General features: G+C 70.9%; 23 protein-coding genes. 12 read left to right on the top strand and 11 right to left on the bottom strand.

Annotation, left to right across the window (positions count from 1 at the left end):
* Window positions 1–4 precede the first annotated feature (4 nt).
* The gene (locus ABD401_RS04205) at window positions 5–1,024 is read right to left on the bottom strand and encodes a hypothetical protein (RefSeq protein ID WP_344601928.1); all 1,020 of its coding nucleotides are present in this window, start codon (window positions 1,022–1,024) and stop codon (window positions 5–7) included.
* A 94-nt stretch (window positions 1,025–1,118) separates the two neighbouring features.
* Between ABD401_RS04205 and ABD401_RS04200 the strand changes: the two genes are divergently transcribed.
* The 8 genes from ABD401_RS04200 (at window position 1,119) to ABD401_RS04165 (ending at window position 9,569) form a co-directional block, all read left to right on the top strand.
* A complete protein-coding gene (locus tag ABD401_RS04200; protein ID WP_344601926.1) occupies window positions 1,119–1,565 on the top strand; it encodes a limonene-1,2-epoxide hydrolase family protein in 447 nt (148 codons plus the stop codon).
* Window positions 1,565–2,008 (top strand): nuclear transport factor 2 family protein, encoded by a 444-nt coding sequence (locus ABD401_RS04195; protein ID WP_344601924.1) that lies wholly within the window; start codon window positions 1,565–1,567, stop codon window positions 2,006–2,008. The genes ABD401_RS04200 and ABD401_RS04195 overlap by 1 nt, the downstream gene beginning before the upstream one ends.
* Before the next feature lie 85 nt (window positions 2,009–2,093).
* On the top strand, window positions 2,094–2,990 hold the full coding sequence (locus tag ABD401_RS04190; RefSeq protein ID WP_344601922.1) for a TIGR03619 family F420-dependent LLM class oxidoreductase: 897 nt from the start codon (window positions 2,094–2,096) through the stop codon (window positions 2,988–2,990).
* Window positions 2,991–3,007: 17 nt separating this feature from the next.
* Window positions 3,008–3,439: a hypothetical protein gene (locus ABD401_RS04185; protein WP_344601920.1), complete on the top strand. Its 432-nt coding sequence runs from the start codon at window positions 3,008–3,010 to the stop codon at window positions 3,437–3,439.
* 101 nt (window positions 3,440–3,540) lie between these two features.
* Window positions 3,541–5,763 (top strand): molybdopterin-containing oxidoreductase family protein, encoded by a 2,223-nt coding sequence (locus ABD401_RS04180; protein WP_344601918.1) that lies wholly within the window; start codon window positions 3,541–3,543, stop codon window positions 5,761–5,763.
* 53 nt (window positions 5,764–5,816) lie between these two features.
* Window positions 5,817–7,151 (top strand): polysaccharide deacetylase family protein, encoded by a 1,335-nt coding sequence (locus tag ABD401_RS04175; protein ID WP_344601916.1) that lies wholly within the window; start codon window positions 5,817–5,819, stop codon window positions 7,149–7,151.
* A gap of 76 nt (window positions 7,152–7,227) precedes the next feature.
* Window positions 7,228–8,937: an L-lactate permease gene (locus ABD401_RS04170; protein ID WP_344601914.1), complete on the top strand. Its 1,710-nt coding sequence runs from the start codon at window positions 7,228–7,230 to the stop codon at window positions 8,935–8,937.
* A gap of 5 nt (window positions 8,938–8,942) precedes the next feature.
* On the top strand, window positions 8,943–9,569 hold the full coding sequence (locus ABD401_RS04165) for a DUF2461 domain-containing protein (protein ID WP_344601912.1): 627 nt from the start codon (window positions 8,943–8,945) through the stop codon (window positions 9,567–9,569).
* 3 nt (window positions 9,570–9,572) lie between these two features.
* On the opposite strand, the gene ABD401_RS04160 is transcribed toward ABD401_RS04165, so the two are convergent.
* On the bottom strand, window positions 9,573–10,244 hold the full coding sequence (locus tag ABD401_RS04160) for a CBS domain-containing protein (RefSeq protein ID WP_344601910.1): 672 nt from the start codon (window positions 10,242–10,244) through the stop codon (window positions 9,573–9,575).
* 269 nt (window positions 10,245–10,513) lie between these two features.
* Window positions 10,514–11,155, bottom strand: a complete 642-nt coding sequence (locus ABD401_RS04155) for a phosphatase PAP2 family protein (RefSeq protein WP_344601908.1) — start codon at window positions 11,153–11,155, stop codon at window positions 10,514–10,516.
* A gap of 74 nt (window positions 11,156–11,229) precedes the next feature.
* Here ABD401_RS04155 and ABD401_RS04150 point away from each other — a divergent pair, with 74 nt between their 5' ends.
* The 4 genes from ABD401_RS04150 (at window position 11,230) to ABD401_RS04135 (ending at window position 14,007) form a co-directional block, all read left to right on the top strand.
* Entirely contained in the window at window positions 11,230–11,823 is a 594-nt protein-coding gene (locus tag ABD401_RS04150; protein WP_344601906.1) for a TetR/AcrR family transcriptional regulator, read from the top strand.
* A gap of 111 nt (window positions 11,824–11,934) precedes the next feature.
* On the top strand, window positions 11,935–13,161 hold the full coding sequence (locus ABD401_RS04145) for an acetyl-CoA C-acetyltransferase (RefSeq protein WP_344601904.1): 1,227 nt from the start codon (window positions 11,935–11,937) through the stop codon (window positions 13,159–13,161).
* Window positions 13,161–13,523, top strand: coding sequence for a DUF4267 domain-containing protein (locus tag ABD401_RS04140; RefSeq protein WP_344601902.1), 363 nt, complete (start codon window positions 13,161–13,163; stop codon window positions 13,521–13,523). Before ABD401_RS04145 ends, ABD401_RS04140 begins: the two co-directional genes overlap by 1 nt.
* 121 nt (window positions 13,524–13,644) lie before the next feature.
* Window positions 13,645–14,007: an MmcQ/YjbR family DNA-binding protein gene (locus tag ABD401_RS04135; protein WP_344601900.1), complete on the top strand. Its 363-nt coding sequence runs from the start codon at window positions 13,645–13,647 to the stop codon at window positions 14,005–14,007.
* A 6-nt stretch (window positions 14,008–14,013) separates the two neighbouring features.
* On the opposite strand, the gene ABD401_RS04130 is transcribed toward ABD401_RS04135, so the two are convergent.
* The 8 genes from ABD401_RS04130 to glgX form a co-directional block, all read right to left on the bottom strand.
* A complete protein-coding gene (locus ABD401_RS04130; protein WP_344601898.1) occupies window positions 14,014–14,511 on the bottom strand; it encodes a hypothetical protein in 498 nt (165 codons plus the stop codon).
* A 1-nt stretch (window position 14,512) separates the two neighbouring features.
* Complete coding sequence (locus ABD401_RS04125) at window positions 14,513–15,313, bottom strand: enoyl-CoA hydratase-related protein (protein WP_344601896.1); 801 nt, start codon at window positions 15,311–15,313, stop codon at window positions 14,513–14,515.
* Between the two features lie 231 nt (window positions 15,314–15,544).
* Window positions 15,545–16,054: a hypothetical protein gene (locus tag ABD401_RS04120; protein WP_344601892.1), complete on the bottom strand. Its 510-nt coding sequence runs from the start codon at window positions 16,052–16,054 to the stop codon at window positions 15,545–15,547.
* 280 nt (window positions 16,055–16,334) lie between these two features.
* Entirely contained in the window at window positions 16,335–16,760 is a 426-nt protein-coding gene (locus ABD401_RS04115) for a hypothetical protein (protein WP_344601890.1), read from the bottom strand.
* Between the two features lie 64 nt (window positions 16,761–16,824).
* Window positions 16,825–17,670, bottom strand: coding sequence for a GNAT family N-acetyltransferase (locus tag ABD401_RS04110; protein WP_344601888.1), 846 nt, complete (start codon window positions 17,668–17,670; stop codon window positions 16,825–16,827).
* Between the two features lie 45 nt (window positions 17,671–17,715).
* Window positions 17,716–18,834 carry a glycosyltransferase family 4 protein gene (locus ABD401_RS04105; RefSeq protein ID WP_344601886.1) on the bottom strand — a complete coding sequence of 373 codons (1,119 nt, stop codon included), beginning with the start codon at window positions 18,832–18,834 and terminating at the stop codon, window positions 17,716–17,718.
* A 48-nt stretch (window positions 18,835–18,882) separates the two neighbouring features.
* A complete protein-coding gene (locus ABD401_RS04100) occupies window positions 18,883–20,997 on the bottom strand; it encodes an amylo-alpha-1,6-glucosidase (RefSeq protein WP_344601884.1) in 2,115 nt (704 codons plus the stop codon).
* Window positions 20,998–21,089: 92 nt separating this feature from the next.
* Window positions 21,090–23,198, bottom strand: coding sequence for a glycogen debranching protein GlgX (glgX, locus tag ABD401_RS04095; RefSeq protein ID WP_344601882.1), 2,109 nt, complete (start codon window positions 23,196–23,198; stop codon window positions 21,090–21,092).
* Window positions 23,199–23,224 lie beyond the last annotated feature (26 nt).

Below are 23,224 nucleotides of genomic sequence, written 5' to 3'. Positions count from 1 at the left end.
CCCGTCAGTCGAGAGAGTCGAACGCCAGCCCGGCGTCGCGGATGCGGTGGTCGAACGACTCCAGCCAGGTGATGCCGGAGACCAGCTCCCGCTCGTCGCCGAGTCGACGGGTGACGCCGAACTGGGCGTGGTAGCCGTTCCAGCGGGAGGCGGAGAACTCCACCATGTTGTTCTCGTCCTTGCCGCGGAACTCGTACACGTTGCCACCACCCACGTCGTACTGCGCGTGGCGGATGAACCCGTTGTCGTTGAGGACGTAACGGCCGGAGACGATGTTGCTGCCGGCGGTGAGGCGGTGGTCGTCGACGACCATCGCGGCCTGGAAGCCGTCCTTGCCGATCACGATCTTCCCGTACTCGATCGAGCCGTCGGCGTAGAGGTTGCCGAAGATGTTCCAGGAGTACTGGATGTCGGTGAACATCTTCGTCTCCTTCCACTCCGTGCCCGGCTTGAGGTGCACCCGGTCGAAGTAGACGAGCCCGGTGGTGGGGCGACCGAGCACGGTGCCGGTCACCCAGTACGGGATCGAGGTGAAGAACAGGGGCTCCTCCGCGGACGCCGCGTAGAACTGCACGCCAAGCGTCTTGATCTCGCCCTCGAGGTGGCACAGCTCGCCCTGGTCCCAGAGGAACTTGTCGCCGTCGAGCTCGAGCAGATAGGGCAGGTCACCCTCGCGCCGCGCGGACTCCGGGAGCCGCAGCATCACCGGGTCCGACCACTTGCGGTACTTGTCCTCGATCGTGCGCCGGACCTCGCCGCGGTAGCTGCGCGTGGTCTCCGGCTGGACGTTCATCCCCCCGTGCCCGTCGGTCCGCATGACGAACGTGCCCGTCGAGACCGAGCCGACGAACTTCTGCTCCAGGCAGATGATCGTCCCGTCCTCGCCCACGAAGAACCCGTAGACGTACTCGATCTGTTGCTCCAGACCGAAGTGCACCGCACCCGGATGCAGCTGCGACAGGTCGTTCACGAAGCCGCTGACCACGGTCCGGTAGTTGAAGTCGCCGTAGGTGTACGAGTCCATGCGGACCTTCCTGGCACAAAGTCGGGGCCCGGAATATGTTGCCACTCAATAGTTTGTACTGCGACTATTTCCGACGCAACCCCTGGGAGGCGTGGTGCTCATTCATCCGGGCGCGGAACCGCAGAACGACGACGAGAAGGCGGTCGTCGGTTTCCTCGACGACTGGGGTCCGGGCGCGTGGCCGCACATGCTCGACTGCTACGACCGGTGGCTGACCGACGACTTCCTCTGGGAGAACACCGGGTCCCCGCCGACCCACGGGAAGGTCGCGGCGATGGAGTTCCTCTCGAAGCTCCACGACACCCTCGAGATGGAGTGGTGCACGGCCGAGCTGCGGAACATGGCCTCACGCCGGGCCGCGAACGGCGACGGCATCGTCCTCACCGAGCGCGTCGACCGCATCTTCCTCGCCGACGGGACCGAGGCGATCGCGATCCCGATCATGGGCTGCTTCACCGTCCGGGACGGGAAGATCGCCCGCTACGCCGACTACAACGCGGACTCCCCCATCCGGGAGCGTTTCCCGCGGCATCGGCACTGATGGCCACGCTGGAGGAACGCATCGCGCGCCTCGAGGCGATCGAGGAGATCCGCCGGCTGAAGGCGCGCTACTTCCGGTGCGTCGACCTGCGGGAGTGGGACGAGTTCGCGACCCTCTTCACCGAGGACTTCGTCCCGGACTTCGGTGAGTCGACGTCAGGTCCGGTGGACAAGGCGACCTTCGTGGCGTCGGTCGCGCGGCACTTCGCGTCCGGGATCTCGATCCACCACGGGCACGAGCCCGAGATCGACATCCTCGACGAGACGAACGCGCAGGGTCTGTGGCCGATGTACGACCTCGTCGAGTCCCCCGACGACTCCGGGTACCGCAACCACACCGGTTGGGGCCACTACGCCGAGACCTACCGCAAGGTCGACGGCCGCTGGCTGATCGCGTCCACCCGGCTGACCCGGATCAAGTACGTCGAACTGCCCAAGGGATGACGTCCCGCAGCGAAGCTTGTCGGCCCGCAGGAGGGCTGACAAGGGCGCGCCAGGGACGTCATCCCGCAGAGAAGGGAGCGCGCAGATGACGACGGTCGGGCTGTGCCTGCCGCAGCTGGGGCCGGCGGTGGACGCCGGGCTGGTCCGGGACTTCGCGCAGACCGCGGAGGGGATGGGGTTCGACCACCTCTGGGTGCAGGACCACTTCCTCTACGCGCTCGTGCAGGAGGGCGAGTACGGCGGGAGCGCGCAGGCGCAGCCCGAGCGCTACCAGTCGGTGTGGGCGCCGACCGAACTGCTCGGCGCGGTCGCGGCGTGGACGTCGACGATCAAGCTCGGCACCTCGGTCCTGGTCGGCGGCAACCACTACCCCGTGCAGCTGGCGCAGCGGCTCGCCACGATCGACCAGCTCGCGGGCGGCCGGCTCGACGTCATCGGGCTCTCCGTCGGCTGGTCGGTCGAGGAGCACCGCGCGATGGGGGTCGACCCGAGCACCCGCGGCAAGCGCATGGACGACTTCGTCCCGACGTTGCGCGCGTGCTGGGGCCCCGACCCCGTCGTGTACGCGGGACCGTTCTTCGAGGTCGGGCCCTGCCTGATGCAGCCCAAGCCGGTGAGCGAGTTCCGGCTGATGTCGGGCATGTGGTCCGGCCCGGGCCTCGCCCGCACCGCCGCGCAGTTCGACCTGTGGAATCCCGGGTCGCTCCCGATCCCCGCCGTGCTGGAGATGCTCGCGACCGTCAACGCGCAGCGCGCCGAGGGCCGGCCACCGGTCGACGTCATCTACCGCGTCGCGCTGGAGAACACCGCCGGCAAGCGCCTGACCGTGGACGAGGTCGCCGAACGCACCGCCGAGGTCCGGGAGGCCGGCCTCGAAGGCGTCATCGTCGAGACCAACTTCTGCTCCGAGATCGACTCGCCCGCCGCGTGGATGTCCCTGCTCTCCGGCCTCGAGCCCGTGCTCAAGGCCGCCCGATCCTGATTCCCCGGAGGACCGACATGACCCGTGGACTTCGCCGCAGCGCCGCCGCCGTCCTGACCGCGGCCGCCCTCACGCTCTCCGCCGCTCCGGCGGGCGCGGCGTCCGATCCCAAGGCCGCGGCCTCCGAGGCCCTCGGCCGGGGCGACGGCGCCGCCGCGGCCGCCGCGATCCGGGACGCGAACGCCGCCGCGGACCCCGAGACCCTCGCGGAGATCATCTACGACGGCGGGGTGATCGCCGTCGACTCCGGCCAGGGCGACGCGTTCGCCGACGCCGTCCCGGTCGCGTTCGTCGACGGTGGAGTCTCCTTCGTGACCGCCAACGAGGCGTTCCGCCACGCATTCGGGATCGTGATGGCCAACGGCGTCACCCCCGAGCAAGGCCGGGTCGGCGGGCTCGCGATCGTCAAGACCGAGGCTGCGTACGTCAGCACCGGCAAGCTCGGCTGACCAGCGGCGGAGCGCCGGGGGGCGCGAGATTCGGGTCTGGGCCGCCACCCCTGTCTCCATTAGGTTTGTCGGATCGCCCAATTGCTGCGTAGGGATCCCCCATGACCACTGTCGACCGCCCGGAGACCGCGCCCGATCTCGGCCTCACCGACGTGAGCCCGGCCCGGACCGTCCACACCTTCTGCCGCTACTGCCTGGCCGGCTGCGGCCTCGAGGTGACGGTCGCCGACAACCGCGTGCTGAAGATCGCGCCGGACAAGCAGAACCCGCACACCTGGCACGACTTCTGCGCGAAGGGTCGTACGGCCGGGGAGATCGTCGAGCACCCGCGACGCATCCTTCAGCCGATGCGCCGGGTCGGCGACGGCTACGTCGAGGCGACGTGGGAGGAGGCGATCGCCGACATCTCGTCGCGGATGAAGAAGCTGATCGCCGAGGACGGGCCGGACGCGATCGCCACCTACTGGGGCAACCCCGCCGGGTTCTCGTCGTCGAACGTCATGTTCCAGCTGGCGTTCCTGGACGCCATCAAATCGCACAGCCGGTACTTCGTCGGGTCCGTCGACCAGAACGCGATGCACGTCGTCGCGACGGCGATGTTCGGCTCGCAGCTGTTTGCGGCGGTGTCCGACATCGACAACTGCGACTACTTCCTGCTGTTCGGCGCGAACCCCGCGGTCAGTACCTGGGGGTGGATCGAGACCGTCCCCGCCGGGTGGCGGCGGTGCCTGGACCGGCAGAAGGCGGGCGCGAAGCTCGTCATCGTCGACCCGGTCGCGACCGAGTCGGCCCGCAAGGCCGACGAGCACCTGCGGGTGCGCCCCGGTCAGGACTGGGCGCTGCTGCTCGGGCTGGTGAAGGTCATCCTCGACGAAGGGCTGGAGCACCGGGGGGACTGCGACCCCACGTCCGGCATCGCCACCGGCATCGAGGACCTCCGCCGCTTCGTGCGGACCGCGGACCTCGACGACCTGGCGGCGCGCTGCGAGATCCCGCGCGCGGACATCGAGCGCATCGCCCGCGAGTTCGCCGGCGCCCGCACCGCGATGGCGATCACCCGGACCGGCGTGGCTCTCCACGAGGCCGGAACGATCGGCGAGTGGCTCGGTCAGGTCCTGAACATCCTCACCGGCCGGATGGACCGCCCGGGCGGCCGCCGGTTCGAGGCCGGCTACGTCGACAGCATCCGGCTCTTCGACATGATGGCCAAGCCGATGACCCACCGGTCGCGGGTCCAGGGTCGCGACATGGTCGCCGGCCACCACGGCCTCGACGAGCTGCCGGGTGAGATCACGACCCCCGGCAAGGGCCGCGTGCGGGCGATGATCATCAACGCCGGCAACCCGGTGGTCTCGGGTCCGAACGGCGACCAGCTCGACGAGGCGCTCGCGCAACTCGACCTGCTCGTCGTCCTCGACCTCGTCCAGCGCGAGAGCCACCGGCACGCACACTGGCTCCTGCCCGTGCCGCACTGGCTGGAGCGCGACGACCTGCACGCGCTGACCTCGCAGCTGCAGGACGAGCCCTACTTCCAGCTCGGACGCCGCGCGGTCGACCCGCCGCCCGGCGTGCGCGAGGAGTGGCGGTTCTGGACCGACCTGACCCTCGCGATGGGCAAGCCGCTGTTCGGCTACCGGGGCGTGAACACCTTCGTCAAGGCCTCCCGCAAGCTCGCGAAGCGCACGGGCAAGCCCGGGATCGAGTTCTCCCCGCACTGGATCGACCGGCTGCTGGTCGCCAGCGGTCGCAAGGTCAAGTGGAAGGACATCGTCGCCCACCCGCACGGCCACGTCTTCGGCAAGCGCGAGTTCGGCAACCTGCAGAAGGCACTGAAGACTCCGGACAAGAAGATCCACGCGGCACCGCCGGAGTTCTTCGCCCGCACGCGCGAACTGATGACCAGTCAGCGTGACGAGGCACCGGCCGGTTACCCGTTCCAGCTCGGCAACCGCCGCAACCGGCACGCGATGAACTCGTGGCTCAACGAGCTGCCGAGCCTGCACCGCTCGGGCAAGCGCAACGAGGCCGTGATCCACCCCGAGGACGCGGAAGCCCTCGGGGTCGCCACCGGCGACCTCGTGCGGGTGTACTCGCCGACGGGTTCGATCGAGGTGCCCGCGGTGGTCAGCGACGAACCCCGCCGGGGCCTGGTGATCGTCGACCACGGGTGGGGCTCGCGCGTCTTCGACCCCCGCGGTGGGGCCGAGCCGATCGCCTTCGGCGCGAACCGGAACAAGCTCGTCGACGGCTCCAAGCTCGACCCGCTGTCGCAGACCCCGGCCCTCAGCTCCTCGTGGGTTGCTGTGGAGAAGCTGAATCCGTAACGGTTGACCGAAAGTGGCCCGGTCCGCGCGCCGGGGCGTGGCACGCTGAGCTCATGATCATCCGGGGGGCTCGGCGTCGCCGCGCGCTGGGCGCGGTCGCGGCCCTGCTCGCCCTCGCGGCGTGCTCCTCCGACACCGACTCCCCCGTCGGCCTCGAACCCGTCGGCGGCGGGCCCGTCGGCGGACCGATCGGCGGGGCGTCGGCGGAACCCACCGGCAACCCGACGCCGTCCGGGATCACCCGCGTCGGGCCTGAGGCCCTCGGCCCGGTCGCCCCGGGCGAGCGGCCGCCGCAGGTGGTCGCGGTGGCGTTCGACGGGGCCGGCGTCGCGGTCGGGGGCAAGTACCCGCAGTTCCAGTTCTGGCGGGACGTCAGCCGGGACGCGAACGCGCGCTTCACGTACTTCCTGTCCGGGCCCTACCTGCTGACCCACGACAACATCGACAAGTACACGGCCCCGCAGCTCGGGACCGCGCGGCAGTCGATGCCGTTCCAGGTCTCCGGCGTCCTGCCGCTGCCGGGCCAGACCGAGACCGACGCCGTCCGCTACGAACTCGAGCAGCTGCGCGACGCGCACGCCGAGGGCAGCGAGATCGGGACCCACTGGAATGGGCACATCTGCGGTGACCAGAAGGGTTCCGTCGCCCGGTTCAGCGCGGAGGACTGGCAGCTCGAGCTCGACCAGTTCCGGTCGATGATCGACAACGCCAACTCCAACAACGGGATCGACCCGCCCGTCGAGCTCGGGTTCACCGGGGCCGACGTCGTCGGCTCGCGCACCCCGTGCCTGGAGGGGAACTACAAGGCCCTGTACCCGGTGCTGGAGAAGGCGGGCTTCCTCTACGAGACCAGCCCGACGCCGGACGCGTCCTCGCCGACGGCGTGGCCGCAGCGCGGGTGGCCCGAAACCGGCCCGACGTCGATGTGGGTGTTCCCCCTGCCCTACGTCCCCTCCTACGGGACGGGCCGGCGGATCCTCGCGATGGACTACAACTTCTGCTTCCAGCACGACCGCTGCAACACCAAGGCGGCGTACCCGACGTCGACGACCGACGCCTGGGGCCAGCAGGCCCTCGACACCTATCGGCAGTACTTCCAGCGCAACTACACGGGCAACCGCGCGCCGGTGATCCTCGGCAACCACTTCGCGATGTGGCACAACGGCGCGTACTCCAACGCCCTGGCCGACTTCGTTACCGAGACCTGCCGCAAGCCGGAAGTACGGTGCGTCAGTTATCGCGAGCTCGCGGAGTGGCTGAATGCGACGCCCGAGGACCAGCTGAAGTCCTGGCGCCTTGGCGAGTTCGACAAGTACGTGGACCCGAACCCGCCGGCGTACGGCCAACCGGTGCCGAACGCGCCGCGTCCGCAGGCCGCCGAGGGCTGACATTTCGGGGTAACGGCAGGTAAGTTCCGCGCCATCCCACCCGTCCCGGGGACTCTCGGCGCTCCTGGAGCTCAGCATGCTGCTGGCGACCTACCAACCCGACATCCGGTCGATCAACGACTCCCTCACGGCCTCGGCGCTGATCGCGGCACTGCCGCTGGCGACTCTGTTCTTCCTCCTCGGCGTCCTGCGGATCACCGCGTGGGTCTCCGGCCTGGCCGCGCTGGCGGTGGCGTGGGTCGTCGCCATCGGCGGCTTCGACATGCCCGTCGACCAGGCGGCCGCGGTGTCGACCTGGGGCGCGGCGTTCGGCTTCTTCCCGATCATGTGGATCGTCATCAGCGCGATCTGGGTCTACAACATGACCGTCGAGACCGGGCACTTCGACGTCCTGCGCCGGTCGTTCGCGACGATCAGCGACGACATGCGCATCCAGGCGATCGTCATCGCCTTCTGCTTCGGCGCGCTGATGGAGGCGCTGGCCGGGTTCGGGACGCCGGTCGCGATCAGCGCGGTCATGCTCATCGCGCTGGGCTTCCCGCCGATGAAGGCGGCGGTGCTCGCCCTGGTCGCGAACACCGCCCCGGTCGCGTTCGGCGCCCTGGCCACCCCGGTCGTGACGCTGGCGAAGGTCACCGCCCCCGCGAACGCGGACCCCGAGCTCGCCGACCACTTCACCGAGGATCACCTCGGAGCGCTCGTCGGGCACCAGACACCGGTGCTCGCGGTGTTCGTCCCGCTCGTGCTCGTCGCGATCGTCGACGGCAAGCGCGGCGTGCGGCAGTGCTGGCTGCCGGCGGCGGTCGGCGGTCTCGCGTTCGCGGTCGCGCAGTGGCTGACGTCGACGTACTTCTCCGTGCAGCTGACCGACGTCGTCGCCGCCCTCGTGAGCGCCCTCGCCATCGTCATCCTGCTGCGGGTGTGGCGGCCGGCCGAGACCTACAGCGAGGCTGCGGACGACCAGCCGACCGGCGGGTCCGGCGGCACGCGGGCGGCGAAGCCCGAACCGACGGGCGGCGGGACGATCACCCTCGAGGACACCCGCGTCGAGATCGCCCGGGCGTACGCGCCCTACCTCGTCATCATCGCGATCTTCTCGATCTTCCAGATCGACGGCGTGAAGAAGGAGATGGCGAAGGAGCCCTGGACGTACCTGTTCCAGTGGCCAGGTCTCGACCTCGTCACCGCGAGCGGCAAGCCGCCGGCCGACTTCACCCTCAACTGGTTCACCGCGGCCGGGACGCTGACGATCATCGCCGGCCTGATCACGATGCCGATCATCGGCATCAAGCCCGGAGCCGCGCTGCGCGCCTACGTAAAGACCTACCAGCAGCTGTGGCGCGCGATCGTCACCGTCATGGCCGTCCTCGCGCTCGCCTACATCATGAACAACTCGGGCCAGACCGGCGCACTCGGCAACTGGCTCGCGGACACCGGGGACGCCTTCGCACTGATCTCCCCGATCCTCGGCTGGCTCGGCGTCGCGGTCACCGGCTCGGACACGTCGTCGAACTCGCTGTTCGGCGCTCTTCAGGTGACGGCGGGTCAGGGAGCCGGCCTCGACCCGGCGCTGATGGCCGCCTCGAACTCGTCCGGCGGCGTCCTGGGCAAGATGATCTCGCCCCAGAACCTCGCGATCGCCGCCGGCGCCGTCGGCCTCACCGGCCGCGAGGGCGACATCTTCCGCAAGGTCGTCGGCTGGAGTCTCGTCCTGCTCGCCGGGATGTGCCTGCTCGTCTTCCTCCAGACCAACGTGCTCGAGTGGATGTTGCCTGAGGCAGGCTAGGACGCGTGACGTTCGAGGGCATTCCGACTGCAGCACTGGACTTCTACGACGACCTGGAGGCCGACAACTCCAAGACGTTCTGGACCGCGCACAAGCACGTGTACGAGCAGTCGGTCCGGGCGCCGATGGAGGCCCTGGCCGCGGCGCTGGCGAAGGAGTTCGGCGAGGGCAAGCTGTTCCGCCCGTACCGGGACGTCCGGTTCTCCAAGGACAAGACGCCGTACAAGACCCACCAGGGCGTCTGGTTCGAGGAGACGCGGGTCTACGTGCAGGTCTCCGCGGCCGGGCTGTTCGTCGCCGCCGGCTACTGGCGGACCGAGACGTCCCAGGTCGAGCGGTTGCGCCGCGCTGTCGACCACGACCTGCACGGGTCGGCGCTCGAGGCCGCGATCGCGAAGGTGACGAAGAAAGGCTTCCGGATCGGCGGGAACCAGCTCGCGCGCGTCCCGAAGGGCTACGACCGCGAGCACCCGCGCGCGGACCTGCTCCGGCACAAGACGCTGACCGCCGCGAAGGATCTCGGCTTCCCGGACTGGCTCTCGACCCCGAAGGCCAAGACCCAGGTCGCGAAGGAGTGGCGCGCGATGGCGCCTCTCGTCGAGTGGCTGGACCGGCACGTGGGGCCGGCCTGAGAGCTACAGCCGGCCGCCCGGGTTCGGGTCCCGCGGGAACAGCTGCGCGTCGACCGCGACGACGCCCGGGATCCGCGCGACGGCGGTGAGCACCGGCGGCAGGTCGGCCGGCACGCGCACCGAGCCCCACAGGTGGACCACGCCGTCGGTGACCTGGCAGAGCACCGCGAGCTCGGTCGGCAGGTCCGGGTCGGCGAGCGCCGCCTCGACGTCGACGGCGAGGTCGGCGTCACTGCGCTCGAACGGGCGCAGCAGGTCCTGGCGCGCGACGATGCCGACCACCCGTCCCCCGTCGAGGACGGGCATGCGTTTGAGCCGGCGCTGCAGCATCCGGCGGGCGACGGCGCGCAGGTCGTCGCTGGGCGCCACCGCCTCGACCTGGGGGGTCATCAGATCCGCAGCGGTGCGGCCCGCGGCCTTCGCGGTCCAGTTCGTCTCGCGCCGGCGGAACCGGTCGAACATCCGGCGGCCGCGGCCGGACGCCCGGTAGGCCTCCTTCGCGATGAGGTCGGCCTCGGTCACCATCCCGAGCAACACCCCGTCGGCGCCGACGACGGGCAGTCCACCCACGTCGTGTTTGAGCATCGCGGCCCGGATCTCGGTGTAACCCGCATGCGGGCCCACCGAGACGACCTCCCGCGTCATGACGTCCCCGACCGACCGCGGTCGCGGCACGTCGCCCGATTGACGCCGAAGATTCGCGACCGTCACGGCTTCCCCTCCGCCCGGTCGGACAAGTCCGCCCATCCCCAACACTGTGCTCACCCCCGGGCCCTCGGACCAGGGACCAAAGACCTCTTCAGCCCGGGTCCCACCCGGGCCGGCGCACCCCCGACCCGCCTGCACAAGAGATGTCATCTCCAGTGCAGATGTCATCTCCAGTGCAGATGTCATCTCCAGTGCAGATGTCATCTCTTGTGCAGATGTCATCTCTTGTGCAGATGTCATCTCCACCGGGGAGGGGCGAGGCGGCGCTCGAGGGCGGGGAGGGCGGGCTGCCACGCGGCGACCCAGGCGACGGACCACAGCACCCCGGCGACCACGTCGGACAGGAAGTGGGCGCCGAGGGTCAGGCGCGTCCAGCCCGAGAGCAGCGGGATCACCGCGACGCCGGTGACCAGTGCGACGTGGCCGACCCGGCCCGGCCGGGGCCACAGCAGCACCGCGAGGGCCGCGCAGATCAGGCCCGCGCTGGCGGCGTGGCCGGACGGAAAGCTCAAGCCGGAGAACGTGTCGACCGGCTCGGGCACGACCGGGCGCTCACGGTCGAACAGCACCTTGAGCACGGGGTTGACCACCGTGCCGACACCGACCACCGCGGCGAGCCACACAGCGGCGGCCGGGCGGCGCGCGTCCGCGAGCCCGAGCGCGACGACGGCGGCGTAGAGCAGGACCAGCTGGGAGTGCAGCAACCACGTCGCGGTCTTCATCGCGTCCCGGTAGGTCTCGTGGTCGCGGGCGAGGTCCACAGCCGATCGGGTGACGTCCCGGTCCAGATCCAGCAGGGGCGAGAACTCGGTACGAACCAGTACTGCGATGACGGCGAAGCAGACACCGGTTCCGAGGGCCACCCGCCGCGCACGCACGGGGTCACCGTAGAGGCAAGGACTGTGTTCGCAGCCCGTTGACCTGCGCGACGACAGGGCTAACCTGACTCCCAGTGAGTTCGCAGTTGAGGCAGGACCCGGAGACGCGCACGGCCTCGATCCTGGCCGTCGCGCGAGAGTTGTTGCGCGAAGTCGGGTACGAGCACTTCCTGCCGGCCGAGGTCGCCCGCCGCTGCGGGATCTCCGAGGGCCTCGTCTACCGCTACTTCCCGACCAAGCGGTCGCTGCTCACCCGCGTCGCCGAGGACTGGTTCGCCGAGATCCTGACGCTGGAACCGGAGCTGGAGAGCGTCGAGGGTCCACGGGCCCGGCTGCGGTACGTCATCGCCTACTCCCTCGGCGTGGTGCGCAAGGAACCGAAGCTGACGCGCTTCGTCTACCTGGAACTGCGGCCGTCGTCGGACTACCGCGAGACCCGCGCGTACGAACTCAACCGCCGGTTCACCGGCATCCTCGGCCAGGCCGTGAGCGAGGGCATCGCCGCCGGTCACTTCCGGGCCGACGTGGACCTGCGTCTGCTCCGCGACCTCGTCTTCGGCGCGATCGAGTACCAGTCCTGGGGTTACCTGCGCGGCGAGGACGCCCCGTCGGTCGAGGAGACCGCCGACGCGATCACCGACCTCGTCTACCGCGCCATCGCGGCCTGACGATCGTCCTGACGCCCCGTCACGACCCTCGTTCGGACGGCTGGCCCCGACGGGCCAGGAGCAGCCTCCTAGGCTGAGGCGGAGTCGGTCCCCCGCTTCCGAGGAGGAGCAATGCCTGAGGCCGTCATCGTTGCCACCGCCCGCAGCCCGATCGGGCGCGCGTTCAAAGGGTCGCTGAAGGACATCCGTCCCGACGACCTGACCGTCCAGATGATCCAGGCCGCGATGGCCAAGGTCCCCCAGCTCTCCTACGACGACGTCAACGACCTGATGCTCGGCTGCGGTCTCCCCGGCGGCGAGCAGGGCTTCAACATGGCCCGCGTCGTCGCCGTGCTCCTCGGGCAGGACCAACTGCCGGGCACGACGATCACGCGGTACTGCTCGTCCTCGCTGCAGACGACCCGCATGGCGATGCACGCCATCCGCGCGGGCGAGGGCGACGTGTTCATCTCCGCCGGCGTCGAGACCGTCTCCCGGTTCGCCAAGGGCAACAGCGACTCGCTGCCGGACACGATGAACCCGGTCTTCGACGCCGCGCAGCAGCGGACCGCGAAAACCGCCGAGACCGGCGCCGCGTCCTGGGACGACCCGCGCGCCGGCGGCGACGTCCCCGACGTCTACATCGCGATGGGGCAGACCGCCGAGAACGTCGCCCGGCACGCGAACGTCTCCCGCGAGGACATGGACGCCTTCGGTGTGCGCTCGCAGAACCTCGCGGAGAAGGCGATCGCCGACGGGTTCTTCGCGCGCGAGATCGTGCCGGTCACGCTGCCCGACGGGTCGGTCGTCTCGACCGACGACGGCCCGCGCCCCGGCGTGACGCTGGAGGCCGTGCGTGAGCTCAAGCCGGTGTTCCGCCCCGACGGCCGCGTCACCGCCGCCAACTGCTGTCCGCTGAACGACGGCGCGGCCGCGGTGGTCGTCATGTCCGACACCAAGGCCCGCGAGCTCGGGATTACGCCGCTCGCGCGCGTCGTCGCCACCGGTGTCTCCGGGCTGTCGCCGGAGATCATGGGCCTCGGCCCGGTGGAGGCGTCCAAGCAGGCCCTCGCCCGCGCGGGGATGTCGGTCTCGGACATCGACCTCGTGGAGATCAACGAGGCCTTCGCCGCGCAGGTGATCCCCTCCGCGCGCGAACTCGGCATCGACCCGTTCGGTGACCAGCTCAACGTGCACGGCGGCGCCATTGCCGTCGGGCATCCCTTCGGTATGACCGGTGCCCGCATCACCGCCACGCTGATCAACGGCCTGCAGACCCGCGACAAGCAGTTCGGGCTGGAGACGATGTGCGTCGGCGGCGGGATGGGCATGGCAATGATTCTCGAGAGGCTCAGCTGATGGCGTTCCCGATCCCCCTCACCCTTGCCGCGACCCGCATCGGCGCCGGCATCCTCACCTACGCCGCGCCGGAGACCGCGGCGAAGATGTTCGGCATCCGCGACGCGGAGAACTCCTCGGCGTACCTCGCTCGCCTCTTCGGCAGCCGCGACCTCGTCCTCGGGCTCGCGCTGCTCTCGGGCAACTCCGCCGTCCGGCGCAACACCCTCCGCCTCGGCCTGATCGTCGACAGCTGCGACGCCGTCGCCGGAATTCTGGAGACCAAGCGCGGCAAGCTCACCCCCGTCGGCTCCGCCGTCCTCGTCGGCGGCGCCGTCGCCTTCGCGGCCCTCGGCTACACCGCCCTCCGCGACGCCGACTGACCGCCGCGGCCCCGCTCTCGTGAAAAAAGGGTGACACCCCTTACTGCGCAGTAAGGGGTGTCACCCTTTTGTGACGCCGCGGCTTGGCGGGGTGTCGGTGGGGCGGGCTAGCCTGCCCGCCGTGGCGAGCGCGGAGGATGTGCGGGCGATCGCGCTGCAGCTCCCGCACGTGGTGGAGATCCCGAGCGACGGGTTCGACTTCCGGGTCGCGAACAAGGGCTTCGTCTGGTCGTACCCGGAGAGCGTGCCGGGGAAGCGGCGCGTGATCCGCGACGACATCGCGGTGCTCTACGTCGGCGACGAGGCGGAGAAACAGGCCCTGCTCCTCGGCGAGCCCGAGCTGTTCTTCACGACCCCCGCCTACGACGGGTGGCCGCTGGTGATGCTCCGGCTGCCGAAGGTCGGCAAGCGCCGGCTCACCGAGCTCGTCACCGACGCCTGGCGCATGCGCGCGCCGGCGGAACTGCTCGCCGACGCGGAGTGACCCGGTTCAGGGGGCGAGCGCGGCGTGCACCTCGGCTGGCCAGTCCCCGTGGACCGTGACCCGGGTGGCGGCGGGGTCGACCACGAGCACCCCGTCCCCGGCGACCAGGACCACCTCCGCCGCGAGCGTCGGCAGCGCCGTCGCGACCGCGCTCAGCAGGACCCCGGCGGAACCGGCCTCGATCCACCGGGCCTCGGGCTCGTCGCGGAAGGTCGCGGTGGCGGTCCCGGCGGGCGCGGACTCGCTCGCCGCACGCAGGGCGGCCGCGAGGGCGTCCGCCCCGTCGAACCGCTGCTCCGCCCCACCGGCGAGATCGGCGATCCGCTGGTCGAGCTCGTCCGCGGTGGGCGGCTCGCACCAGCGGCGTTGGAGGCGCTGGAACCCGGGGCGGGCGTCGATCTTCTGCTGCGCCGCGACCATGCGGCGCATCCGGATCGCGAGCGTCAGCTTGTCCGGCCTCGCGGACGGGTCGGCCGGCTTGGGCCGGAAGATCTTCCACGCCATGTCAGCGCCCGCGGAAGTTCGGGGCGCGCTTCTCCATGAACGCGTTGACGCCCTCGACGTGGTCCGCCGTCTCGGCGTTGCGCTGCTGGAGGTCGGCCTCATGGTCGAGCTGGGCGGCGAGGTCGGAGATCACCGCGTTGAACTGCTCCTTGGCGCCGGCGTGCGCGACCGTCGGGCCGGCCGCGAGCTGCGCCGCGAGGGCCAGCGCCGTCGGCATCAGCTCCGCGTCGGGGTGGACGGCGTTGATCAGACCCCAGTCCAGGGCGCGGTCGGCGGTCAGGCGCTCGCCCAGGTAGACCAGCTGCGCGGTGCGGGTGATGCCGATCCGCGCGGCGCAGTGGGCGACGAGGCCACCGTCCGGGCTCAGGGCGACGCCGGAGAACGCGCTGACGAACTTCGCGGACTCGGCGGCCAGGATCACGTCGCAGGCGAGCACCGTGCTCAGCCCGATGCCGGCGGCAACGCCGTTGACCGCGGCGACCGCCGGCTTCGGCATCTCGCGGAGCGCGGCGATGATCGGGTTGAAGGTCTCGAGCAGGCGCGTCCGGTAGTCGGGGGCCTGGCCCTCGGCGATCGTCTGGCCGGTGAAGTCGGCCCCGGCGCAGAACCCGCGGCCCGCGCCGGTGACCACGACGGCCCGGACCTCGGGGTCCTTGCCCGCGGCGACCAGTTCGGCAACCAGGGCGTTGCCGAGGTCGACGGAGAGCGCGTTGAGGACGTCGGGGCGGTTCAGCGTGAGCGTGAGCACACCGGCGTCGCGGGTCACCAGCAGTTCGGGCTGGGCAGTCACGTCGTCAGTCACCGGCGCATCGTATGCGCGCCCGAAATGCGGAACCGCCGTGCCCCTTCACGGGTGGGGCACGGCGGTTCCGGTGCTTCCGGCGAGGGAGGACGCCGGACACATCTGGTGTTCTGCTGCGCCCGCGGGGGCGATGAGGTCGGAGCGAAGACCTCACCGCCGCCCCGCGGACAGACCCGGCCGTTGCGGTGCACCGTCTCTCCCCCCGAAGAGACCCGCAGACCGGGGGTGGGACTAGTGGATCCCGATCCCTCCGGCGAACTGCCCGGAGTGAACGGCGTCCTTCGCGCACTTGTACTCCGCGCCGGCGGCATAGCGCCCCCACGCCATGCCAACGTGACTGCCCGTCAGGGCCCCCTTCGTCACGGTGCCGTAGGACCCGGTCCCGTACGTGAAATCGCCGGACTTCATGACGATCTCGCTGACCTTGCCGTTGGACCACTCGATCTTGTAGACGGCCTCGCTGAAGCCGCCGAAGCAGCCGAGCAGGCCCTTGCCCTTGCCGGTGAGCACGCCGTGGGAGAACTCCTCCGACGTGCAGTCGAGGACGCCCTTGACGTCGTACGTGCCGTCGGTCGGCTGGTACTTGACGCCCTGCGGGCTGGAGAGGCTGCCGGCGACGGAGCAGGCGTTGCCGTGGTCGCCGCCAGGCGAGGCCCAGGCCGTGCCGGCCGGGATGAGGGCGGCAGCCGCGAGGACCGCGGCGGTGCCGGACGCGCCGGCGAAGGCGATCAGGCCCTTCATGGGAACTCCGTTCTGCGGGAGGGACGTTCCGGAGCGGTGTCTACGCCGAATCGGTTTTTCCCCGGTGTCCGGAGAATCGCCGACCCTGCGCGTAATCCCAGGTCAGAGGATGTGGAACCGCCCCCGAGCGACATCCTCACGACCCATAAGCTACCCGATGTCGGATTTATTGTGCGGCCAGCATGCGCCACCGGGCGCGCGATGTCCAGAGGGTTGTCCGCAGAATTTCTCAGGGAGCGCGAACGCGCAGGTCAGCCCGGCGTGGCGCGGCGGGGAACGGTCAGCCGCGCAGCGCGGCGACACCGAGAACGACGAGCGCGACGACCTTGACCACCTCGGCCGCGACGTAGACCAGGTGCACGCGGGAGCCGCCGGCATCCTCGCCGGCGAGCACGCGGTTCGAGCGCTTCGTGAGCGCGGGCCGGACGAGCAGGAGCTGGGCGATCAGCACGCCGATCGGGACGCACGCGGCGGGCAGCAGGCCGTCCGCGGTGTCGCCGAGGGCGAGCGCGCCGGCGATCAGGACCGCGAGAACGAGCTCGACGAGGTTCAGCGCGCGAAAGACGATGCGCCCGATGCCGAGGCCGAGGCGCAGGTCGACGCCCGGGGCGCGGAACTTCAGCGGCGCCTCGAGGAACGAGATCGCGAGCACCATGCCGAGCCAGACGAAGGTGGCCGCTGCCACCGTGCCCTGTCCGCCGCTCATCTCACCTACCTGGTGCTGCGTCGCCGCCCCGGTCTTACCTCAGTTCTAGCAGTGGTGGCGAAGGTCACCGGGTGAGGACGAGCCATTCCTTCTGCACCGTCAGGCCGACGGAGCGGTAGAGCCCGATCGCCCGGTCGTTGGACGCCTGGACGGTGAGGCCGAGGTGCTCGGCGCCCTCGGCGACGAGCCCGGCGAAGGAGTGCAGCAGCAGTGCGCGACCGAGGCCGGCCCCCCGCTCCGAGGTCGCGACGGCGAGCTGGTGGACCCAGCCGTACCCGTCGTCCTGGACGCGTCCGACGATCCAGCCGACGGGGCGTCCGTCGCGGTGCACGACCCAGCCACGGGTGTTCTCCGCAGTGTGCATCTGCTGCCACATCTCCAGCGGGCGGTCGTGGTGCCCGGGGACCGAGGCGTAGTCGGCCTCGACGTAGATGAGGTGGTGCACGGCGGCGTCGTCCGGCCCGCGGTCGTAGGGGCGCAGCGCGACCCCGGCCGGCCAGACGGGCTCGGTTCCGAGCAGGGGCGCATCGGTCGGCATCGTCAGGTCGAAGACCGAGCGGGTGTGGGTCCAGCCGTCGGCGACCAGCCACGCGATGCGGTCGGCGTCGCGGGGCTGCACCTCGAGGTGCCGCGCCCCGTTCTCCCGCACCCAGGCGTAGACGGCGGTGAGCGGGGGCGCGGGGTCGGCCGGGTCGAGGATCACGACGCCCTCGGCGGTCGAGGTGACGAGGGCGAAGGCGCGTACCCGCCCGTCGTCGACGACGACCCCGGACTCGACCCCGCCGCTGAAGCGCAGGTAGTGCGCGATCTCCTCGTGGCTGCTCTCGGCCACCCCGAACCAGGCGACCTCCTCGGCGTGGGCGAGGGCGACGACGGCGTCGGTGTCGGCAGGGGTCGCGGGACGCAGCACGGCGGCCACCGTAGCGGCCGCCGTGCCCGCGGATTTCATGGCTGCTCAGGCGACCGACCGGACGGCCGGGACCGCCGGCTCCTGCATCGGGGCCAGGAGCTTGCGGTAGGCGGCGACGTACCCGTGCGCCATGCGCTCGGTGGAGAACGACGTGGCGACGTGGTCCCGGCAGGCCTGCGGGCTGAGCACCCGCGCGGCCTCGATGGCGGCCGGGAGTTCGTCCGGGCTGTCGACGACGACGCCGGTGACGCCGTCCCGCACCACCTCGGGCACCGACCCGCGGCGCAGGGCGACCACCGGGGTGCCGCACGCCATCGCCTCGACCATGACGAGACCGAACGGCTCCTCCCAGCAGATCGGGAACAGCAGGCACGCCGCCCGCCGGTACAGCTGACGCTTCGCGACGGCGTCGGCGACGCCGAACAGCGAGACGTCCGGCCCGATCCGCGGCGCGATCTCGGCCTCGAAGTACGCCTTCTCCACCGGCTCCTGGCACTTGCCCGCGAGCGTGATCGGCATCCCGGCGGCGCGGGCGGCGTCGATCGCGAGGTGCGGCGCCTTCTGCGGGTGGAAGCGGCCCATGAAGAGGGCGAAGTTCTCCTTCTTCGGCTGGAAGGGGAAGGTCTCGACGCGGATGCCGTTGTGCACGGTCCCGAGCCAGGGCAGGTCCGGCGCGGGCCGACGCTGCGCGTCGGAGATGCCGATGAGGTGCACCGTGCCGCCCAGCGCGCGGTAGTACTCGAGCGGGTCGGGCTCGAGCGGGCCGTGCATGGTGACGACCGTCGGCGCGACCGTTGCGCGGGCGAGCAGCGGCCCGGCGAGCGTGTGGTCGTGGACGATGTCGAAGTTGCCCCGCTCGACGATCTGCGCCACCCGCGCCGCGTGCACGACCTCGGGGAGCGGCTCGCCGAGCTTGCGGCTCGGGGGCTCGTCGAAGGTCGAGACGTACTCGGTCGCCTTGGTGCCGTGCGGGCCCGCGCCGATCAGCGTCACGTGGTGTCCGTCGGCCACCAGTTCGTCGACGAGGTCGGCGACGACAGCCTCGATGCCGCCGTAACCTTTCGGCGGGATCGAGAAGTACGGCGGCGCGACCATGGCGATGCGCAGGGGCCGGTCCGGTGATGGTGTCGGCAGCACACGGGTGGAGGTGCTCGTCGTGGGCACGGTCCTTCCTCCTGAGGGTACAGGCACCGATCAATGCCTGATGGTGGGTCAGTTCGTCTGTACGAGTTGGATTTCCGGCGAGAGGCCGGTGAGAGTCCAGGTGTCGGTGTCGACCTCGACCGTCACGGGGGTCCCGGCGACGACGAAGCCGGCGACGCGCAGCGGCGCGAGGTGCGGTGGCACGGCCGGGTCGCAGCGCACGGTGCCGGCCGGCACGTCCGGGTCGAGCCGCAGCAGGGTGCGCAGGACGAGCAACGGCGCGGCGGCCGCCCACGCCTGCGGGTAGCACGAGGTCGGGTAACCGACGGGCGGGTCGAAGTCCGCCCGGTCGAAGCCGCAGAACAGCTCCGGCAGCGCCCCGGCGAAGCAGTCGGACGCGGCGAGCAGACCGTCGATCACCCGGTGCGCCGCGTCGACGAAGCCGTAGCGCATCAGACCGGCGGCAACGATCGCCGAGTCGTGCGGCCACACCGAGCCGTTGTGGTAGCTGACGGGGTTGAAGGCACCCATCCCCGCAGCGAGGGTCCGGACCCCGAAGCCACTGAACAGCGGCGGGGACACCAGCGCCTTCGCGGTCTCCTCCGCGTGCTCGTCGGCGACGATGCCCGTCCACAGGCAGTGGCCGAGGTTGGAGACCAGCGCGTCGACCGGGCGTTTCGCCGCATCCAGCGCCGCCGCGAGGTGACCGACCTCGGGAAGCCAGAACACCTCGGCGAAGCGGGCCTTCAGCTCCTCGGCCTTCGCGCGGTACCGCTGCGCGCGCCAGGTGTCGCCGACGCGGTCGGCGAGCCGGGCCCCGGCGAGGTAGGCGGCGTAGGCGTAGCCCTGCACCTCGGCGAGCGCGATCGGCGGCTCCGCCATCTCACCGGACCGGAAGTTGATCGCGTCGAAACTGTCCTTCCAGCCCTGGTGGCGCAGGCCGCGCGTCGTCGCCCGGCGGTACTCGACGAACCCGTCACCGTCGGCGTCGCCGTAGTTCTCGAGCCAGTCCAGTGCGCGCCAGACGTGCGGGGTCAGACCGCTGAGCCGCGCCGGGTCGACGCCCCACCGGTGGAGCTCGTCGACGAGCAGAACGAACAGCGGAGTCGCGTCGACCGAGCCGTAGTAGATGTTGCCGTGACCGAGGGCGAACTCGGCCTCGGGACCGGAGCGGACCTCGTGCAGGATCCGCCCGGGCTGCTCCTCCGAGCGCGGGTCCTCGCGCTCGCCCTGCAGCTCGGCGAGGGTGAGTGCGGTGCCGAGCGCCAGCCCGGGGTCGACCGGCAGCATCATCCAGCTCGTCAGGATCGAGTCGCGACCGAACAGGGTCATGAACCACGGTGCACCGGCCGCGACGACCGTCCGCTCCGGGTCGGTCGGGTGGAAGATCCGCAGCGCTCCGAGGCTCGCCAGGCTCTGGACGAGCAGCGGTTCGAGACGCTCGTCGGCGCTCGTGACGACCGGAGCCGCGTCGCGCCAGGCCGCGAGCCGCGTCGCCGGTTGCGACTCCTCCAGCGCGGCGCCGGGGACGAACCGCGGCACGACGTCGACGCCGTTGATCGAGACGGTGACGCGCACCGTGACGGTCCGCGTCTCGTGCGGCCCGACGACGAGCGACCAGCGCAACTCCTGCCCGGACGCCCGGGCCTCCCCGTCGCCCTCGACGCGGACTCCACGGCTGTCCGCGCCCGCCTCGTGCTGCAGCCAGACGACCGACCCACCGGCCTGCGAGCGGATGTTCGGCCGCGGCTGGACTCGGCCCTCCTTGACCTCGAAGAGCCCGGCGAAGTCGCTGTCCAGCACCAGGCGCAGGTCGACCGCCGCGGCCTCCCGGCCGTGGTTGCGGACGCCGATCTCCTCGACCATCCCGTTGCCGACGTGCCGCCGCCGGGTGACGACGAGGGTGCTGTCCGCCAGGTGCGGCGCCGGGGGCCGACGCCCGACGAACGACACCGAGTACGGCGTCAGGGTGTGGTGCCCCAGCGGGCTCACGGGTGCCCCGTCGACCTCGAGCACCCACCGCGAGAGGAACCGCGTGTCCCGGTAGAACAGGCCGTGCTCGCGGCCGGACTCGATGTCGCCGCCCGTGCCGGCGAGGCAGAACGTCACCCCTTCGAGCAGGGTCACGGTCCCGGAGGCAGCTCCGATCTGCGGCGCCCCCTCGTACGCCCAGCCTTCGACCATCGCCCGGGAAACATCCTTCCGCCTCGACCCACTACCTGCTGCCGTGACGACAGGTTTCTTATAGTCAATGAGGCCGATGGGCGCAAGTTTCGTCAGCCGGTCCGGCGCAGCACCTGCATGCTGTGGGCGGCGACCACGACCCGCTCCCCCGCGGCGTGCGCGGGGCCCGGCTCGGACACCCCGCCGTCGGGCACCCGGGTGTCGAGCTCGCGGACCCACGTCGCGGCCCACTGCGGCCCGGGCAGCTGGAACACCACCTGGTCGTGGTGGGCGTTGAACAGCAGCAGGAAGGTGTCGTCGGTGATGCGCCGACCGCGGGGGTCAGGGTCGGGCAGGGCCTCGCCGTTGAAGTAGACCGCGAGCGACTTCGCGTACCCGGCCTGCCAGTCCGCGGGTGACATCTCCACCCCGTCGGCCCGGAACCAGGCGATGTCCGAGACCTCGGAGCCGAAGATCGGGCGGCCCTCGAAGAACCGGCGCCGACGAAACACGGGGTGCGCGCGGCGGAACGCGATGAGCCAGGAGCAGAACTCCGCGAACTCGGTGTCGGCGGCGTCCCAGTCCAACCAGGAGATCTCGTTGTCCTGGCAGTAGGCGTTGTTGTTGCCGGACTGGGTCTGCCCGATCTCGTCGCCGTGGCGGAGCATCGGGACGCCCTGCGACAGCAAAAGCGTCGCGACCAGGTTGCGCCGGCGGCGGGCCCGGAGCTCCGTCACGCGCGGGTCGTCGGTCGGGCCCTCGACGCCGCTGTTCCACGAGCGGTTGTGGTCCTCGCCGTCGCGGTTGCCCTCGCCGTTGGCCTCGTTGTGCTTGCCGTCGTAGGAGACGAGGTCGGTGAGCGAGAACCCGTCGTGCGCGGTGACGAAGTTGACGCTGGCGTACGGCCGCCGGCCGGTGCGGCCGTACAGGTCCGAGCTGCCGGTGATGCGGTACGCGAAGTCCGCGAGCGTCCGGTCCGCGCCGCGCCAGTAGTCGCGGACGGTGTCGCGGTACTTGCCGTTCCACTCCGACCACAGCGTCGGAAAGTTGCCGACCTGGTAGCCACCCTCACCGAGGTCCCACGGCTCGGCGATCAGCTTGACCTGGCTGACGACCGGGTCGACCTGGATGAGGTCGAAGAACGCGGAGAGGCGGTCGACCTCGTGGAACTGGCGGGCCAGGCTCGCGGCCAGGTCGAAGCGGAACCCGTCGACGTGCATGTCGGTCACCCAGTACCGCAGCGAGTCGACGATGAGCTGCAGCACGTGCGGGTGCCGCATGTTCAGGGTGTTGCCGGTGCCCGTGGTGTCGAAGTAGTACCGCGGGTCGTCGCCGAGCCGGTAGTACGCCTGGTTGTCGATGCCCTTGAGCGAGAGCATCGGCCCGAGGTGGTTGCCCTCCGCGGTGTGGTTGTAGACGACGTCGAGGATGACCTCGATCCCGGCCGCGTGCAGGGTCTTCACGAGATAGCGGAACTCGGAGACGACCTGTTCGACACCCCACGCGGAGTACGCGGAGTGCGGTGCGAGGAACGCGATCGAGTTGTAGCCCCAGTAGTTCCGCAGCCCGCGGTCGACGAGAATCTGGTCGTGCACGAACTGGTGAATGGGCATCAGTTCCACGGCGGTGACGCCGAGCTTCTGCAGGTGCTCGATCGCCGCGGGGTGCGCGAGGCCGGCGTAGGTGCCCCGCAGTTCCGGCGGGATGTCGGGGTGCCGCATCGTGAAGCCGCGGACGTGCACCTCGTAGAGCACGGTCTCGTGCCACGGGGTCCGCAGCAGGTGGTCGTCGCCCCACTCGAACCACGGGTTGGTGACCACGCCCTTCGGCACGAACGGGGCGCTGTCGCGGTTGTCGAGGACGCGGTCGTCGCCGCCGAGCGGGTACCCGTAGACCGCCGGGTCCCAGGCGACGTCCCCGTCGACGGCCTTCGCGTACGGGTCGAGCAGGAGCTTCGCCGGGTTGCACCGAAGCCCGCGCCCGGGGTCGTGCGGGCCGTGGACGCGGTAGCCGTACCGCTGCCCCGGACCCACCCCGGGGAGGTAGCAGTGCCAGACGAACCCGTCGACCTCCTCCATCACGACCCGGCGCTCGTCGCCCCCGTCGTCGTCGAACAGGCACAGCTCGACCCGCTCGGCCACCTCGGAGAACAGCGAGAAGTTGGTCCCGACCCCGTCGTAGGTGGCTCCCGACGGGTACGGACGACCTGGCCAGACCTCCACGGCGCTCCACCGTAAAGGGCCGCCGC

Origin of the sequence: Sporichthya brevicatena (genome assembly GCF_039525035.1) — a bacterium.
GTDB lineage: Bacteria > Actinomycetota > Actinomycetes > Sporichthyales > Sporichthyaceae > Sporichthya > Sporichthya brevicatena.
Note: the sequence above shows the minus strand (reverse complement) of the source record. Positions and strands in the feature narration are given on the sequence as shown.

What these genes read in the sequence shown, in the direction of transcription:
- ABD401_RS04205 (WP_344601928.1), bottom strand. Translation starts at nt 1,024, where the DNA reads ATGGACTCGTACACCTACGGCGACTTCAACTACCGGACCGTGGTCAGC.
- ABD401_RS04195 (WP_344601924.1), top strand. Translation starts at nt 1,565, where the DNA reads ATGGCCACGCTGGAGGAACGCATCGCGCGCCTCGAGGCGATCGAGGAG.
- ABD401_RS04190 (WP_344601922.1), top strand. Translation starts at nt 2,094, where the DNA reads ATGACGACGGTCGGGCTGTGCCTGCCGCAGCTGGGGCCGGCGGTGGAC.
- ABD401_RS04185 (WP_344601920.1), top strand. Translation starts at nt 3,008, where the DNA reads ATGACCCGTGGACTTCGCCGCAGCGCCGCCGCCGTCCTGACCGCGGCC.
- ABD401_RS04180 (WP_344601918.1), top strand. Translation starts at nt 3,541, where the DNA reads ATGACCACTGTCGACCGCCCGGAGACCGCGCCCGATCTCGGCCTCACC.
- ABD401_RS04175 (WP_344601916.1), top strand. Translation starts at nt 5,817, where the DNA reads ATGATCATCCGGGGGGCTCGGCGTCGCCGCGCGCTGGGCGCGGTCGCG.
- ABD401_RS04170 (WP_344601914.1), top strand. Translation starts at nt 7,228, where the DNA reads ATGCTGCTGGCGACCTACCAACCCGACATCCGGTCGATCAACGACTCC.
- ABD401_RS04145 (WP_344601904.1), top strand. Translation starts at nt 11,935, where the DNA reads ATGCCTGAGGCCGTCATCGTTGCCACCGCCCGCAGCCCGATCGGGCGC.
- ABD401_RS04140 (WP_344601902.1), top strand. Translation starts at nt 13,161, where the DNA reads ATGGCGTTCCCGATCCCCCTCACCCTTGCCGCGACCCGCATCGGCGCC.
- ABD401_RS04130 (WP_344601898.1), bottom strand. Translation starts at nt 14,511, where the DNA reads ATGGCGTGGAAGATCTTCCGGCCCAAGCCGGCCGACCCGTCCGCGAGG.
- ABD401_RS04120 (WP_344601892.1), bottom strand. Translation starts at nt 16,054, where the DNA reads ATGAAGGGCCTGATCGCCTTCGCCGGCGCGTCCGGCACCGCCGCGGTC.
- ABD401_RS04115 (WP_344601890.1), bottom strand. Translation starts at nt 16,760, where the DNA reads ATGAGCGGCGGACAGGGCACGGTGGCAGCGGCCACCTTCGTCTGGCTC.
- ABD401_RS04100 (WP_344601884.1), bottom strand. Translation starts at nt 20,997, where the DNA reads ATGGTCGAAGGCTGGGCGTACGAGGGGGCGCCGCAGATCGGAGCTGCC.